Annotated in this window: 17 protein-coding genes and 1 pseudogene; 11 read left to right on the forward strand and 7 right to left on the reverse strand. The window is 39.9% G+C overall.

Annotated features, from left to right (window positions below; genetic code table 11):
* Positions 1-24: 24 nt before the first annotated feature.
* From CDO84_RS01795 to cspC, 4 genes and pseudogenes are all read left to right on the forward strand, one after another.
* Positions 25-273: pseudogene (locus tag CDO84_RS01795) on the forward strand (hypothetical protein); the annotation flags it as partial.
* Between the two features lie 85 nt (positions 274-358).
* Entirely contained in the window at positions 359-619 is a 261-nt protein-coding gene (locus CDO84_RS01800; RefSeq protein ID WP_040084092.1) for an LPXTG cell wall anchor domain-containing protein, read from the forward strand.
* 9 nt (positions 620-628) lie between these two features.
* The gene (locus CDO84_RS01805; RefSeq protein ID WP_082033073.1) at positions 629-1,198 is read left to right on the forward strand and encodes a class D sortase; all 570 of its coding nucleotides are present in this window, start codon (positions 629-631) and stop codon (positions 1,196-1,198) included.
* 405 nt (positions 1,199-1,603) lie between these two features.
* A complete protein-coding gene (gene cspC, locus CDO84_RS01810; RefSeq protein WP_014662910.1) occupies positions 1,604-1,804 on the forward strand; it encodes a cold shock protein CspC in 201 nt (66 codons plus the stop codon).
* A 199-nt stretch (positions 1,805-2,003) separates the two neighbouring features.
* Here the strand turns inward: cspC and CDO84_RS01815 are convergent, their stop codons facing one another.
* Positions 2,004-2,888: a DMT family transporter gene (locus CDO84_RS01815; protein WP_040084089.1), complete on the reverse strand. Its 885-nt coding sequence runs from the start codon at positions 2,886-2,888 to the stop codon at positions 2,004-2,006.
* A gap of 241 nt (positions 2,889-3,129) precedes the next feature.
* The gene (locus CDO84_RS01820; protein ID WP_040084087.1) at positions 3,130-4,011 is read right to left on the reverse strand and encodes an AraC family transcriptional regulator; all 882 of its coding nucleotides are present in this window, start codon (positions 4,009-4,011) and stop codon (positions 3,130-3,132) included.
* 113 nt (positions 4,012-4,124) lie between these two features.
* On the opposite strand from CDO84_RS01820, the gene CDO84_RS01825 reads away from it, so the two are divergent.
* Entirely contained in the window at positions 4,125-5,051 is a 927-nt protein-coding gene (locus CDO84_RS01825; RefSeq protein WP_040084086.1) for a DMT family transporter, read from the forward strand.
* Positions 5,052-5,223: 172 nt separating this feature from the next.
* Here the strand turns inward: CDO84_RS01825 and CDO84_RS01830 are convergent, their stop codons facing one another.
* On the reverse strand, positions 5,224-6,096 hold the full coding sequence (locus CDO84_RS01830) for an AraC family transcriptional regulator (RefSeq protein ID WP_040084085.1): 873 nt from the start codon (positions 6,094-6,096) through the stop codon (positions 5,224-5,226).
* 225 nt (positions 6,097-6,321) lie between these two features.
* Here CDO84_RS01830 and CDO84_RS01835 point away from each other — a divergent pair, with 225 nt between their 5' ends.
* The 4 genes from CDO84_RS01835 to CDO84_RS01850 all read left to right on the forward strand — a co-directional run bounded on the left by CDO84_RS01835 (position 6,322) and on the right by CDO84_RS01850 (position 10,458).
* Positions 6,322-7,710, forward strand: a complete 1,389-nt coding sequence (locus tag CDO84_RS01835; RefSeq protein WP_040084084.1) for an aminotransferase-like domain-containing protein — start codon at positions 6,322-6,324, stop codon at positions 7,708-7,710.
* A 113-nt stretch (positions 7,711-7,823) separates the two neighbouring features.
* A complete protein-coding gene (locus CDO84_RS01840; protein WP_040084083.1) occupies positions 7,824-9,119 on the forward strand; it encodes an MFS transporter in 1,296 nt (431 codons plus the stop codon).
* Between the two features lie 230 nt (positions 9,120-9,349).
* Entirely contained in the window at positions 9,350-9,718 is a 369-nt protein-coding gene (locus CDO84_RS01845) for a hypothetical protein (protein ID WP_014662918.1), read from the forward strand.
* 146 nt (positions 9,719-9,864) lie between these two features.
* A complete protein-coding gene (locus tag CDO84_RS01850) occupies positions 9,865-10,458 on the forward strand; it encodes a YdeI/OmpD-associated family protein (protein ID WP_040084082.1) in 594 nt (197 codons plus the stop codon).
* Between the two features lie 154 nt (positions 10,459-10,612).
* Here CDO84_RS01850 and CDO84_RS01855 read toward each other — a convergent pair whose 3' ends face one another.
* Both CDO84_RS01855 and CDO84_RS01860 read right to left on the reverse strand, forming a co-directional pair.
* Positions 10,613-11,272 carry a hypothetical protein gene (locus tag CDO84_RS01855; RefSeq protein WP_040084081.1) on the reverse strand — a complete coding sequence of 220 codons (660 nt, stop codon included), beginning with the start codon at positions 11,270-11,272 and terminating at the stop codon, positions 10,613-10,615.
* Between the two features lie 313 nt (positions 11,273-11,585).
* On the reverse strand, positions 11,586-12,449 hold the full coding sequence (locus CDO84_RS01860) for a DMT family transporter (protein WP_014662921.1): 864 nt from the start codon (positions 12,447-12,449) through the stop codon (positions 11,586-11,588).
* Between the two features lie 154 nt (positions 12,450-12,603).
* Here CDO84_RS01860 and pdxR point away from each other — a divergent pair, with 154 nt between their 5' ends.
* Complete coding sequence (gene pdxR, locus CDO84_RS01865) at positions 12,604-13,995, forward strand: MocR-like pyridoxine biosynthesis transcription factor PdxR (RefSeq protein ID WP_040084079.1); 1,392 nt, start codon at positions 12,604-12,606, stop codon at positions 13,993-13,995.
* Between the two features lie 176 nt (positions 13,996-14,171).
* Entirely contained in the window at positions 14,172-14,597 is a 426-nt protein-coding gene (locus tag CDO84_RS01870; RefSeq protein WP_014662923.1) for a MaoC family dehydratase, read from the forward strand.
* A gap of 37 nt (positions 14,598-14,634) precedes the next feature.
* On the opposite strand, the gene CDO84_RS01875 is transcribed toward CDO84_RS01870, so the two are convergent.
* Entirely contained in the window at positions 14,635-15,207 is a 573-nt protein-coding gene (locus CDO84_RS01875) for an alpha/beta hydrolase (protein WP_040084078.1), read from the reverse strand.
* An 82-nt stretch (positions 15,208-15,289) separates the two neighbouring features.
* On the reverse strand, positions 15,290-15,619 hold the full coding sequence (locus CDO84_RS01880; RefSeq protein ID WP_040084077.1) for a winged helix-turn-helix transcriptional regulator: 330 nt from the start codon (positions 15,617-15,619) through the stop codon (positions 15,290-15,292).
* Positions 15,620-15,754: the final 135 nt, after the last annotated feature.

A 15,754-nucleotide genomic window follows, 5' to 3' on the forward strand; every position in this document is an offset into this window, starting at 1 on the left:
GGTGTAACACAAGGAGGATTTTAATTGAGAAAGAAAAGAGTTATTACTTGTGTTATGGCTGCATCATTGACTTTAGGCTCACTTTTACCTGCAGGTTACGCTTCTGCTAAGGAGGACTCTAAGACAACCCCTTCTTACGAAGAACTAGCACAACATTACAAAATGAAAAGTGAAAAGATTTCATTGAAGGGGAAATTAGTTGAAATTGAGTATGTGAGTGGAAATGAATCTCACAAAGTTCAGATGAACGGAAATGATCATACTGTAAAAGTTTGGCGATGTCACTGATACTGAGTGGCGGACTGTAACATTCCAAGCAAAAATCGAGTCGGGATTTGCAGGCAAAACGATTACAAACGTGGCAACTGTAAATGGCAGCGGTATTGATAATCCTGATAAGCCAAAAGCAGAAATGAATGTTGTATCGAAAGGTTCTGAGAAACCAAATGAACCTGCTAAGTCAAGCAAATCAACGCCAGAAAAAACAGGTGAAAAGACCAATGCCGGAAAAGAGCTTCCAGATACGGCGACAAATCATTATAATATTCTTCTTGTTGGTTTTGGATTATTGTTAATTGGATCTGCCCTCTGGTATTTTAGAAGGAAAAGAAATGCCTAAATGCAAATCATAAAAAAAGCGTTTCCTTTGTTCATCATAGCTGCCGGACTCATTTTCATAGGGTATGGGGGCTGGAAAGTGGTGGATACCAATCAAAAGACAGCTGAAGCTTTAGAAGAAGCCAAGCTGGCAGCAGGGCATCCTGAAACCAAAAAAAGCAAGGAGAAGGACACTTTTAAACCCAAGGTCGGGGAAGCTGTCGGTGTTCTTGAGATTCCTAAAATAAACGCAGAACTTCCGATTGTAGAGGGAACAGACGTAGATGATTTGGAAAAGGGCGTCGGGCACTACAAGGAAAGTTATTATCCAAATGAAAACGGACAAATTGTGTTATCGGGACATCGGGATACCGTCTTTCGCCGGACAGGGGAACTAAAAAAAGGTGATCAATTAAAGATTCTGCTGCCATATGGGAGTTTTCAGTATAAGATTGAGAACATGAAAATTGTTGATAAAAATGATACTTCCATTATTACGCTGCAGCATAAAAAAGAGGAGCTCATTCTAACTACGTGTTATCCATTTTCATATATCGGCAATGCACCGAAACGATATATTATTTATGGAAAACGAATTTGAGAAAATCTGGAATATCAAAGATTAGGCTGACGAAAATTGTTCGTCAGCCTTTTCATCATTAGGCAGTGTATAGCAAAAGTCTCTCCGATAAATGAAGACAAAAGCCTGTCGCAACGAGCTAATGTAACATATGGAATGATTTTTGAGTGTCAAAATAAAGAGGGCTAGAACACCATATTGCGATTGGGGTGAATGTCCTAATAAAGCCAAGAAAGATGATTTGAGTCAAGTTTAACAAATAATGCTGTCAATATTAATTTGCAGTTATTTCCGACTCTTGATATAATAAAGAAGAATTATTTTTGTTCGGTGTAAAGGATAGTATGAAGATTGACTTTTCGTCTTGATGTTACTTGGGCAAGGATAGTAACACAATGTGTGGTTACACACTAGGAGGCAACAAAAATGGAACAAGGTACAGTTAAATGGTTTAATGCAGAAAAAGGTTTTGGCTTTATCGAACGCGATAATGGAGACGACGTATTCGTACACTTTTCTGCAATCCAAAGTGACGGATTCAAATCTTTAGACGAAGGTCAAAAAGTAACTTTTGACGTTGAGCAAGGTGCTCGTGGAGCTCAAGCTGCTAACGTTCAAAAAGCTTAATCTTCAATCGTTTATACAAACAGGCTCTTTATAGAGGGCCTGTTTTTTTATGTTCTTTGTAAAATAATCAATAAAAAACCTGCTCAACGTTCGAGTAGGAGATGGTACAAGGTAATAGAAGAGGTAAAACTTCAAAGTTGAAGAAATAGGGGGAAAGAAACCAAAAGCAAACTATATAAAATAGTTTGCTTTTTTTTGGTTATGAATTCACTTGTTTTTCTTTCTCTTTAATCACTAATAAAACACCGCTAAGAATTAAAAACGAACCTATCCAAAACGTCCCGCCTATTTGTTCTCCCAGCAGAAGCCACCCAAGTAATGTTCCAACCAGAGGCTGAAAAAAGAAAAAGAGGCCTCCACTTGAAGCGTTTAATAGCTGTAACCCGCGATTCCACAATAAAAAGGCACAAGCTGTTGAAACAATTCCCAAATACAGAAGACCACCTAGAATTTTAGGGTCAAGCAGTTGTGACGTAAACATGGTGCTAGGTTTTACAAAAGGAGTTAGCGCCACAATGGCAACAAAAGTTGAATACGTTGTAACAAGTATAGGTGAATAACTGCTTGGAACGCGTTTGATCAGCACTGACATAAGTGCCCATGTAAGTGCTGCAACAAGCAGAGAAATACCGCCAAGCTGATGAGATGTATCAATATGTCCGTTTCCCACAATACATAATACACCTATGGTCGCTAAAATAATTGAGATTCCTTTTTTGATAGTCAATGGTTCCTTGAGTAATAGACGAGCGAATATAACCATAAACGCTGGTGTTGAAGACGTAATAATTGCTCCCATTTGTGCTGAAGACAACATCGTTCCATATTCTTGTGTAACAATTGAAATCGTGTTGCCAACAATTCCAATGGCAATTATTAATAAAAGGTCGCGTTTATGAATTTTCCAAGATTGTCTCTTTATGAAACCAATGATTAGAAGTGCAAGGATGGCGATGACGTACCTCATCCAAACCAATTCAAAAGGCGGAATCACTGCGACAACAACCTTAACCACAACATACATGCCACCCCAGATACTAGCGGCTAAAGCTAAATATATAGAACCTAACAAGGTATTTTTCATTTTTTTGTTCCCTCCGTATTTAAAATTAGGTCATTACATGCCCTAACGGAGAGAAGTAGTCACTTTACTCCATTAAGGGCGGAGAAGTGCTACTGGAACATCATTTTCAAATAGTGGAGCTAAAAACATGTTGATATCACCTCGATTTTTAAGTTGTTTCTCATTATACAATGCCGTTTTTAAAACCGTAAACACTTTAAAGGGTACCATTAACAGGAACCCCATTTCTAAACTTTATAAATTAATGCTTCGTATGAATTTTTTTGTATGTTAATGGTGTCATTTTCACCGCTTGTTGAAATTTACTTATGAAATAACTGGTACTGTTAAATCCAACTTGATAAGACACTTCTGTCACATTGGAGTCAGGGTGCTGGAGTAATAATAAGCTTTTTTGAATTCGATAATCCATTACATAACGTAATGGCGTTTGATTCAGCATTCGTTTAAAATAACGGCAGCATTCAGAACGGCTCAGTTGGCCAGCTTTTGCGATATCCTCTAATGTAATTTTTTCAGCATAATGGAGATGGATCCAATTTAACATTTGTTTCATTCGATGGCTTTTTATCATTTCAGATTGATCGTACTCCAATTGAAAGCCATTAATGACCAGGTTTTTCCACATTAACGTTAATTGCATGGTAATGTCAATCTCATAAAGTGATGTCTTTTGTTGAATCAATTGATTTATTTTTTTTACAGCTTCAAGAATGTTTTTTGCCCAATGTTGATTTCCGTCCAAATATAAATAGGATAAATTGGTTGAAAACATATAGGGCTGAACATAGCTTGAATAAAGTTCTTGAGATAAAACGAAATGGGGTGACACATTTAAGCAAATATACGTACAATCCGAGCCATCCTTTTCTTCTGCCATGTGCAGGCAGCCACTATTGATAAATAATCCATCCCCTTCTTTAACCACTATTTTTTCTTCATTTATTTGAAAGACAGCTATCCCTTTTAGTATCAAAACAAATTGAATTTCATCATGCCAATGAAGCGGAATATAGCCATTTATATTTTGATTGATCCTTGTCTCGTAACAGGCAACCGGTAATTCTACCGTCCGGTGCTCTGTTAATTCTTTTAAATTTTGATCGATCACAAAATTCTTCATTTGGACATCCCCACCTCAATATATTTATATTTTTTTATTATATTTGAGTATTTTTTATAAAGGTATGCATTTATCATAACACTATTATTATATTTATTAGTGAGGAGTCATGTATGAATACTTCCAAAAGAGGAATGGGATTGTTCTATGTTATAACAGGGGCTACATGTTGGGGAATTGGAGGCACGGTAGCTAAAAAACTTTTTCAAGACTATCAAATTGATGTCAATTGGCTTGTAACGACACGTTTGCTTACGGCTGGAATGCTACTTTTAATGCTTCAATTGTTCAGAAAGGACCGGTCTCAGGTTATTGGGGTTTGGAAAAACAAAGCGTCAGCTGGTCAGCTTCTTATTTTCGGCTTATTGGGAATGCTTGCTGTGCAGTACACATATATGGCATCCATTCAACACGGGAATGCTGCCGTTGCTACATTATTGCAATATTTATCCCCAGTAATCATTATTATCTACTCGCTTGTGCGAAAACAAACTGTTCTTACTAAACAAGATAGCATTACTGTTGTACTTGCTTTAGCGGGTTGCTTCTTTTTGTTAACAAATGGGTCAACGTCTCAACTTTCAGTGCCGGCAGCTGCAGTAGTATGGGGAGTTTTATCAGGGTTCGCGGCAGCTTTTTATACTTTATATGCCGTTGGTTTATTACATAAATTTGATTCTCTTGTTGTAGTGGGGTGGGCAATGATAATCGGCGGTTTTGCATTGAGCTTTATCCACCCGCCATGGCAGCTGGATTTTCAGCGTTTACCCGTTGAGGCGTATGCATATATCTTATTCGTGATATTATTTGGAACAATGATTGCGTTTTGGTTCTTCATAAAAAGCTTGGAAAGCCTTTCTCCCAAAGAAACAAGCCTGCTTGGCAGTCTAGAGCCTCTATCAGCAGTTGTAACAACTGTCGTTTGGTTAAAAGCGCCATTTGGTTCTTTTCAATGGGTCGGTGCTTTCTGTATTATTGGGATAACTTTAATATTGGCTTTAAATAAAGAGACTTCTATGCAGAGTAAAAAGTCGATATGAAAGATTAGGAATCATGCAAATCGGGATATATAAGGGCTTGAACGGTCCAGCAATGAAAAACACTGGTGGAGTTTGAGCCCTCTCGGCTGCATCAGGGATACCAAGGGGATTGCCGCCCTTGGTATGATTTCTTCAAGAACCTTCAATGCCTCTTCCCTGATCGAAAATAGTATTACTTTTTTGCAATTGGTATCCAAATTTCACTTTTAAATGATGGTGATGTTACATCCTTATGCTCATTCCACAGTATTTCCGGGCCTTCTATTTGTTCGTAATTTGACGATGGAAACCATTCGGAATAAATGCGTCCCCACACTTCTTGCAGTGTATCCGGAAATGATCCGATAGCTTCGAATACCGCCCATGTTGAGGCAGGAACTTCTAGCTGTGAGAGGTGATTTGGACACTGCTTTGTTGTAGCTGCACCAATATAATGATCAAGTTCTCCTTTTTCCTCTGCCCGACCTTCAGAAAAATTTGTGGATGCGCTAATGAGCCCTAATGGTGCTACATTAGAAATCGCTTTTAGTTCACTTATTGCTTCTTCATCTAAACTTTCCCACATAGCTGCAATTTCCGGATGAATCCCTTTGAAAATAATAGGAACTCTTTTTGTAATCCCAACAATGCGAAATGCCTCTTTTTCTTCAATGCGATAGTTCATTTCACTTCCTCCTTTGATTGATAATTGGAAGGTCATTTTTGGATAAGCTTTAAGGGAATGGCCATTAAGCCTGGCTTTTGATGGGTTTACGCCATGTAAGTTTTGGAATGCCCGTGTAAAAGAATCTGGTGAGTTATAACCGTACTTGATTGCGATATCAATCACTTTTGCATGGCTGTCTTTCAGTTCAAAAGCTGCAAGAGTAAGTCGTCTGCGACGAATATATTCCGATAATGAAATACCTGCAAGGAAGGAAAACATCCTTTTAAAATGATATTCAGAGCAGAAAGCAAGCTTTGCTGCTTCTTTAAAATCAATATCATGAGTGAGGTTTTCTTCAATATACTGTAATGCCCTGTTCATACTTTTAAGCAAATCCATTTATTTGGCCTCCTTTAACCAAAGAATAACAGGAGTGAAATGTATCTATCCGACATTCTGTGCACAGTTTTGCAGGATGACTTATATGAAATAAAGTAAGTGATTCACTTGTATTTGTACAGGTTTTATTGAAGCATGCTGTTCACAAAAGGCATCAATAAAAGAAAGTTATAATTGTCTTATAAGCAGCACATTCCTATAATTGAGGGAAAAAGGATGCGAATCATGCCTATCAATTCTTTTGAAAACTATCCGATGAGTTGGAAGCCATCGATTGATAAAGCTGAAAAGCCTATTTATAAAGCAATTGCAGGGCAATTGGAACAGGATATTATAAACGGAGTATTATTACCTGGAACAAAACTTCCTCCGCAGCGAGAATTGGCCGATTATTTAGATTTAAATGTGAGTACGATTTCCAAAGCGTTTAAAGTGTGTGAGTTAAAGGGGCTGCTGAGTGCGACTGTAGGGAGCGGCACATTTGTATCGTATGATGCGTTATCGAATGCGTATTTACTTGAGGATACAAAGCCGACACATTTAATTGAAATGGGAGCAATACTTCCAGATCACGCTTCATATGAGCCCTTGTTACACCAGCTGAAAAACATGGTTCAGGAGGAGGATTATGAAAAATGGTTTAGCTACGGCCGGGCAGGCGAAAGCCTTTGGCAAAAGGATGCAGCTGTAAAGCTCATCCAAAGAGGCGGGTTTGAAACAACTGTTGATCACATTTTATTTGCAAATGGGGGGCAGAATGCGATTGCTGCAACATTGGCGAGTCTTTGTAAGCCTGGAGATCGCATCGGTGTTGACCATCATACGTACCCTGGCTTAAAAACTGTTGCATCATTGCTTAGTGTGCAAATCGTACCGATAAAATCAGAAAACGATGAAATGAGTCCGGAGTCACTTGAATATGCGTGTAAAAATGAAAATATTAAAGGTTTGTATTTAATCCCGGATTATCATAATCCGACGACTTCCTTTATGTCTGTTGAGAATCGAAGAATGGTTGCAGACATTGCAAGGAAATATAATCTGTTTGTTATGGAAGATGCATCGTACCATCTTCTCAACAAACATCCGCTTCCGGCACTCGCTTCATTCGCACCGCAACAGGTTATTCATATTGCAAGTTTATCAAAATCGTTAGCGCCAGGTCTGCGTTTGGCTTATGTAGCAGTGCCGAGACAATATAAGGAGCCAATATCAAAGGCGCTTTATAATTTAAATATAACCGTTTCTCCGCTATTAGCTGAACTTACTGCTCGCACGATTGTATCAAATCAATTTGAAGTCTTAATTGAGCGTCATCGTGAACAAACCATTCGCAGAAATCAACTCGTAAACCGATATGTTGCGGGATATACATGTTTAGGCATTGAAACAGGCATTTTTCGTTGGTTGTTGTTACCGGGTAAAATGACTGGTGCCGAATTTGAAGAGTTGGCTGCGCGACATGGCGTGCAAGTGTATGCGGCTGAACGCTTTGTAGTGGGAAATAGTTGTCCTGAAAGAGCTGTAAGGGTTTCTGTCTGTGCACCGAAAACACTTGAAGAGCTTGAGCAAGGATTAATGATCTTAAAACGTTTACTAGACGGCCTTACCTAATATTGTTTGCCATACAATTATGACATTGTATGGCTTTTTTGTGCATGTTATGATGATCCACATCTAGAGGAAGGTTTATACAAATTTAGGCTTTTAGAAAGGAAGGTCAGAATATGGCAGACAAGGACAGCGTAAAAGCAATAGACGTCCATACAGCTTCGTTACAAAGCTACATCAATTCCCCAGAAAAACAAAAATCGTTATACAAGCGTACATTATTCGTTGTGAGTATCTCACAAATTTTTGGCGGTGCAGGGCTGGCGGCAGGGGTGACTGTCGGTGCGCTTATTGCACAGCAAATGCTAGGCACCGATGCGTTTGCGGGTCTGCCTTCTGCTTTATTTACTTTAGGGTCAGCAGGATCCGCATTCATTGTTGGTAGGCTTTCTCAACGTTACGGCCGTCGCACAGGTCTTTCAGCTGGCTTTATGATTGGCGGACTTGGAGCAATAGGAGTGTTGATGGCAGCAATTTTAAATAGTATTTTCTTGTTATTTGCTTCATTGCTTATTTATGGTGCAGGAACAGCCACAAATTTACAAGCCCGTTATGCAGGCACAGACTTAGCAAATCATAAGCAGCGAGCGACAGCTGTTAGTATGACAATGGTTTTTACTACATTTGGTGCAGTGGCAGGTCCAAGCTTAGTGAATGTGATGGGTGATTTTGCTCTTTCTATTGGTGTTCCTTCACTTGCTGGTCCGTTCATTTTAGCCGCAGCAGCATATATGTTAGCAGGTGCAGTCCTTTTCATCATGCTTCGTCCAGATCCTTTAGTTATAGCAAGAACAATAGAAGCCGCAAATGTAGAGCCTGGTGATAAACGACATGTGGCGGCTGCTGAGCATACAGAAAACAAAAAAGGCATCATCGTTGGGGCAACGGTTATGATTCTTACTCAAATTGTAATGGTAGCTATTATGACAATGACACCGGTTCATATGAGTCATCATGGGCATAGCTTGGGTGCTGTCGGTCTTGTTATTGGTTTTCATATAGGTGCTATGTATCTCCCTTCACTGGTTACAGGTGCCCTTGTTGATAAGCTGGGACGTACTGCGATGGCGATTGCTTCTGGAACGACACTTCTTCTGTCAGGTGTAATAGCAGCATTTGCTCCAGGTGATTCTATGGTTTTTCTTATCATTGCTCTTTCTTTACTTGGATTAGGGTGGAATTTTGGCTTGATAAGCGGGACTGCCCTTATTGTAGATTCAACTGATACTGCCACACGAGCTAAAACGCAGGGGACAGTGGATGTTCTGATTGCCTTGTCAGGAGCTGCTGGCGGAGCATTATCTGGAATGATTGTGGCAGGTTCAAGTTTCCTAGCATTATCACTTACTGGAGGGATTTTGTCCTTATTACTTATTCCAGTAGTGGTATGGTCTAGGGCGGCTAAGGTGTAGGATTGTTTAGATTCCATTAATTTGTTATATTGTTAGATAAAGGTTTGTGAGTCGTTTAATATTCTAACCAAATATGAGTTTTTTCTTTAAATCTAGTTAAATAAGCCATTTTGCTAAATATGACTTATCGCTGTGACATATGAATGCATACCTTTCATTAGGTAACATAAAATGGTAATCGGCGTTAAAAAAAGGCCGGAATACTCGCTTTAGGTGAAGGAGTCATAACGTTGTTAAAAAGAATTTCTCTTGTTTTTGTTACATTAATGATGTCCATCGTTGCGGTTTTAGTGGCTGCCAAAGATTCCCCTGGAGATCACGTCGTTTCATTTGAGCAGCCTATTATCTTATTGATCTCAATTGGGATCGTTGTATTTTTATTTATCCCGCCATTAGCCATGTCTTTTTTCGATAACGGGGTTGTAAGAATCATATCAGGGGTATACCAATGTTTTATCGTTTTCACTTTTCTGGGGCTCATTCCAATTGGATTTCTTATTCCCAATGGTTTTTGGACAATTATGGTTTCTATTGCAGGCACTTTAGTCAGTATAGCTAGTGTTGCAGTGACTTTATGTATTGGGAACAAAACAAGGTGAGAAGGCTATGTGGGCCTTCTCTTTTTATGTTGTTGCATCATCTCCACTTTCAGCTTAATCTATTACATAATAAGACCAGGAACATATAGAAGACGAGGAACCAATTAGCCTTAATTAAAAATACCCGGAAAGTGGGGAATTCCTTCATGACAAATAGCAGAACGAATCCGAAGGTTGATGATTTTTTAAATAAAGCGAAAAAGTGGAAGGAAGAATTTGAGAAGTTGAGAGCCATCATTCTTGACTGTGAGCTTACTGAAGATTTTAAGTGGATGCATCCTTGTTACACATACAATAATAAAAATGTCGTTTTAATACACGGTTTTAAAGAATATTGTGCGCTTCTGTTTCACAAAGGTGCCTTATTACAGGATGCCCACGGAATTCTCATTCGACAAACGGAGAATGTACAGGCGGCGCGCCAGATTCGGTTTACCAATGTTCAGGAAATAAATGAGATGAAAACCATTTTGAAAGCCTATATTCAAGAAGCCATTGAAGTTGAAAAAGCGGGTTTGAAGGTGGAAGTTAACAACAATATTGAATTGAGCATTCCTGAAGAACTTCAAAATAAATTCGATGAAATCCCTGAATTGAAAACTGCTTTTGAAGCATTGACCCCGGGACGGCAAAGAGCATACACTCTTTATTTTTCTCAAGCCAAACAATCCAAAACCCGAGAATCAAGAGTTGAAAAATATGTGCAAAAAATTCTCGATGGAAAGGGATTAAAGGATTAGGAATGATCTATTCGAACGACGATAAACAGTGCCTATATAGGCAAACGCAGCTTAATAGGATAGTTTCTATAGAAGAAAAACAAGCATAGTAAGATGCTTGTTTTTTCTTATCTGCCTATTATGAATTAGTCAGGTGCAGGCAAACGTAAACTGTTTAATGAATCATCATGATAGTAATGAGCCGCTTGATTTTTTCATCATCGCCTGTATCAACGTACACTTTTTTTGTGTTTTTTATGATACTCTCAGTCACTTCCCGCATGACGCCTTTTTCGAGATTATCAGCGGAATCCCAGCGTAAAGGCACATTGTATACATAAATCGTGCCATCCCCATTACCATGATAAGTGACTGATCCATCCACTAAACGAGAACCTGCTAACTGGGTCACATCTTCTGGATAGCTGGCACTTGTATCATCATTAGGGTTAATTGGCTCACCAGCTGAAATATGCCGAACATTTAATTCATCTATCTCTTGATTGGGTCCAAGTTGAAGCCAAACTCTGGCATATTCGATTTTCTCAGAAGAGTATGCTGCCAATACATTGTCTTCTTTGCTTTTCTCTTCTTCTGAAGTGGTCTCATTTGAAGCTTTTGTTGCGGGTTCTTCTGATCCTGTTTTTAGCTCGGATTCATCCTTGCGTATTTTGGTGCTGTCTTCAGTCTCAGTGTGTTTTTCGTCAGATTGTACAGCAGAAGCTTGATTTGAAGGTTGATGTGCTTCTTCATCCTTACTGTCCGTACATCCAGCAAGTAAAATCATGAGCAGCAGGGCAGTATTGCAATAACAAATCTTTCTGTGTTTCTTCATTCTTTCATTCCTCTCCATTAACTCAGGCCAGCTTCCTATATAAATTGATGTATCTAAATATTACCATGGAATAGATAGGATGTTATTGAAAACGGTTTAAGAAGAGGAAACAATCTTAAATAGCATCGCCAAAACTTAAGAATTCTTAAGAAGTTTTGCCCCTTTTTCTTCAGGTTTTGAATGTAGAGTGGGATATAAATGCAAAACAAATACGATATGCCTTATCCGCCTCGACCGCATACAAAATACCAAGGGTTGCTGGCCCCTGGTATTTTTATGCCTTCATGTATTATTGAGGTTTACGCTAAAGGCCTTACTTTGCAAATCGCCGAGCAGCTGCAACGCACATGATAACGGCGATATTTACTGCTACGAGTGTCCAGCCCACTTTCTCGTGCAGAATCACTGAGGCAAGCAGCAATCCAAAAAAAGGCTGGAGAAGCTGGAGCTGCCCAACCGCCGCAATCCCCCCTTGGGCAAGACCTCGATACCAGAACACGAAGCCGATCAGCATGCTGAATAAGGATACATATGCAAGACTGAGCAGCGCGGGAACGCCGATGCCCGACCAGGAGTCCGGTGTAAAAAAGAACGACAATGGCAGCATAAGAGGAAGCGACAGGACGAGTGCCCATGAGATCACCTGCCAATTCCCAAGACGCCGTGAAAGCTTGGCCCCTTCTGCATAACCAAGACCGCATACAACGATGGAAGCCAGCATGTACACATCGCCTAGCGGAGATGAACCTCCCCCTTGAATCAGGGCGAAACCTGCTACCAGCAAGCTGCCGGCAGCTGAGAAAATCCAGAAGACGGGCCGAGGGCGTTCACCCCCGCGCAGTACGCCGAAAACCGCCGTTGCGAGTGGAAGGAGTCCAATGAAGACAATGGCGTGTGCGGATGTGACATGCTGAAGCGCTAAAGCTGTCAGCAACGGGAAACCAATCACTACGCCGAACGCGACCACTAACAATGAAATGAGGTCTCTTTTGGCAGGATGCTGCTGCCGGAAGATGAGAAGGAGACCTCCCGCCAGTACACCAGCTATCGCAGCACGGCAAACGGTGAGAAATAACGGATCGAAGTCTAACACAGCCATACGGGTCGCAGGCAGCGAGCCGCTGAAAATGAGTACGCCTATAAAACCATTTATCCAGCCATTTGTTGTTTTGTTCATTATAATCACTCCACATATGTTTCTTGTTCATTGTCTGTATTTTCTTAACAAAGCCGGTAGCTAAGGATTACAATGACTATAAACTGGAATTGGCCTTTTTTAAACGGCCAGTTTTCATAAAAAAATGCATACCAGTTAGGAGAACAACGTGCAAATGGATATCACGCCTTTTTTGAATAGAAACCTGGATAGTCCGCTTTATCAGCAGCTTTATCGGTATTTTAAAGAAAATATGCATCAGGGCCGTATTCAAAAAGGAATGAAGCTTCCTTCAAAAAGGCTCCTGGCGAATCAGCTTTCCATCAGTCAAACGACTGTAGAACGTGCCTATGAACAGCTTGCTGCTGAGGGTTATATAGTGAGCAAGCCAAGAAGCGGGTGGTTTGCTGATTATCATAATCCTGATTTTGCCTATGGCAGAATGCCAAGCACAGCACCCATTCAACAAGAAACAGAAGAAAGCAAACAATGGATTGATTTCCACTATGGAAATGTAGATTCTTCTTACTTCCCTTTTTCCGCATGGAGAAAAAGCATGGTCAATAGTTTGGACCGATATGGACACGAGCTTTATCGGCCGGGACATGTGTTAGGAGAGTTTGAGTTGAGAACACTCATTGCAGAGTACTTGTATCAATCTCGGGGAGTTCATTGTGCCCCTGAACAAGTGATTATAGGTGCCGGGAACCCTATTCTTCTGCAAATCTTGTGCCAAGTTTTTGAGCCGAATATTTCTATAGGATATGAGGACCCTGGTTATCCAAGAGCACGCAAGATTTTTGAAGCCAATCGCATGAAGATTGTTCCAATACCAGTCGATGATGAAGGAATCTGTATAAAGAAGATCAAAGAACAGCAGCCAAATCTTGTATATGTCACACCTTCCCATCAATTTACGCTGGGAACAATCATGACGATCAATAGAAGAATTCAGCTCCTCAAATGGGCGGCTGAAAATCAATCCTTTATCATAGAGGATGACTATGACGGGGAATTTAGGTACACAGGACAGCCGGTTCCTTCTCTGCAGGGGCTTGATCAGCATAACCGCGTCATTTATATGGGCACTTTTTCTAAGTCTCTTTTGCCCTCGCTGCGTATCAGTTATATGATTCTTCCTTTGCCTCTTTTAAAAAAAGGCCATGAAATCACGTCCTTATATAAGCAGACAGTGTCCTGCCACAGTCAGTTAACGCTAGCTGAATTTATAAAAAATGGAGAGTGGCAGAAACACATCAACAGAATGAGAAAACTTTACCGTAAAAAAAGAGCCATTGTATTAGAGGCAGTGCAAAGGGAGTTAGGAGAGCATGTTAGGATTCGCGGAGAAAACTCTGGACTTCGTATCTTACTTGACGTTTATTTGCCATTTGGTGAAAAAGAGTTAATTGAGAAGGCGAAAAAACATGGCGTAAAAGTTTATCCTGTTTCTCCTTCTTATCAACATCATCCTCCTGTAAAAAGGATCTCACTTGGATTTGCAGGGGTGTCTGAATCAGACATAAGAGAAGGCATAAAAAAACTCAAAGCCGCTTGGGAGATATGAGGGAGCTTTCAGTTTTGCGAAAAACCCAAGTGACGATTAAGTGTTGAGAGCTGTTCAGTTTCCAGTCTATGATAAGCCTTGCGTCATTCCATTCTCTTAAACGAAAACCAGAGTTTTTGATTTGCTCATCACAGTGCTAAACTAAACATAGATAATGAAAAAATAGAGGTGTAAGAATGAAGTTAGATGAGTTTACAATTGGCCAGATTTTCAAAACGAAATCATTAAAAGTAACAAAAGATGATATTATGCGGTTTGCGGGTGAATTTGACCCTCAGTATATGCATGTAGATGAAGAAAAAGCGAATAAAGGCAGATTTAATGGAATTATCGCTTCGGGCATACAAACACTGGCCATATCTTTTAAACTTTGGATTGAAGAAGGCTTCTATGGAGACGATATTATAGCCGGAACAGAGATGAATCATATGACATTCATAAAACCCGTATATCCGGATGATGAATTGTTTACAATTGTTGAAGTTATTGATAAGCAGCCAAAGAGAAATGAATTGGGAATACTCACTGTATTGTTATCTACTTATAATCAAAAAGAAGAAAAAGTATTTGAAGGTGAATTATCCGTATTGATAAAACGATAACTCAGAAAGCCCGCTTTCCTAAAGCAGGCGAAAGATTTTAGCAAGTTTCTTTTGAAAAATAAGAGGTTAAAACATCATAAACAATAGGCAAAGAAGTAAATCCCTCATCTTCTAGAAAATGACCTCCGTGCTGAACTTCATATAACGCAGCGTCAATGTGTTGTGCCAGATCCTTGCTGAATGAAAAAGGCACAATTTGGTCGTCCTTAGAAGCAATGACAGCACGGTGCTTCGCGGACTCGATGATTTTTTGATGATCAAACGATCCCTGTGTAAATTCATCTAGCATCTGTAAAGTGGGCAACGATTTAGCAAAGCCGGAAACAAGGATGATTCCGCCAAGCTGTTTTCGTAATTGAATATGTTCTAAAAATCTCAAAATGGCGGGGCACCCTAAGCTGTGCGCAACCAAATACGTATTTTCGTGTAAAGTGTGCTGATATAAAGAGAGTGTATCCAGCCAATCCTCAAGTTTTGGCTGGAGCGGATTAGGCATGTTTAAAATGTCTGCTTGGACCCCATCCGCGAGCAGACGTTTTTTCAGCCAAGGGAACCAATGATTTGTTGAGGAGGCTCTGTAGCCATGAATGATATAGACTTGTTTTGTCATTTTTTCCTCCTAAGAAATATTTTCATTCAGTATAAAATTCCTCTCATTGGGAAACAAGTACGCACTTTTTTGTAAGTAGCTTTTACGTATGAGGCATTCCTTGTGCCATTCCCCACTTACACATTTCATCTATAAGGGGATACAAAGACAGCCCTCTGTCAGATAACGAATACTCTACCTTCAGAGGTGTTTGAGAAACCTCAGACCGATGAATAAGGCCGTCAGTTTGCAACTCTTTAAGCTGTGCGCTTAACATTTTATGGGTAATGGAGGGCATAGCCCTTTTCAGCTCGCCGTATCTCATCGTTTTTTCACATCCTAACTCATAGAGAATTCTCATTTTCCATTTTCCCCCTATAAGAGATAAGGTGTATTCAAACGGGGCTTGTTTACTGCGGCAAAGATTATTCATTGTCATTAACCCTCCTTTTTTAAGTATCATATCAGAATAAACCAGGATTTTCGGTGTTGAGGTTTGAAGGGCCTGGCGGGTAAATCTGAGGGGGCAAGTTCTCTCGGCCGCGTACATGAATGTTCTCATTCAAAG

The sequence above is a fragment of the Bacillus sp. MD-5 genome, assembly GCF_002201875.1.
GTDB classification, from domain to species: Bacteria; Bacillota; Bacilli; order Bacillales; family Bacillaceae; genus Bacillus; species Bacillus stercoris.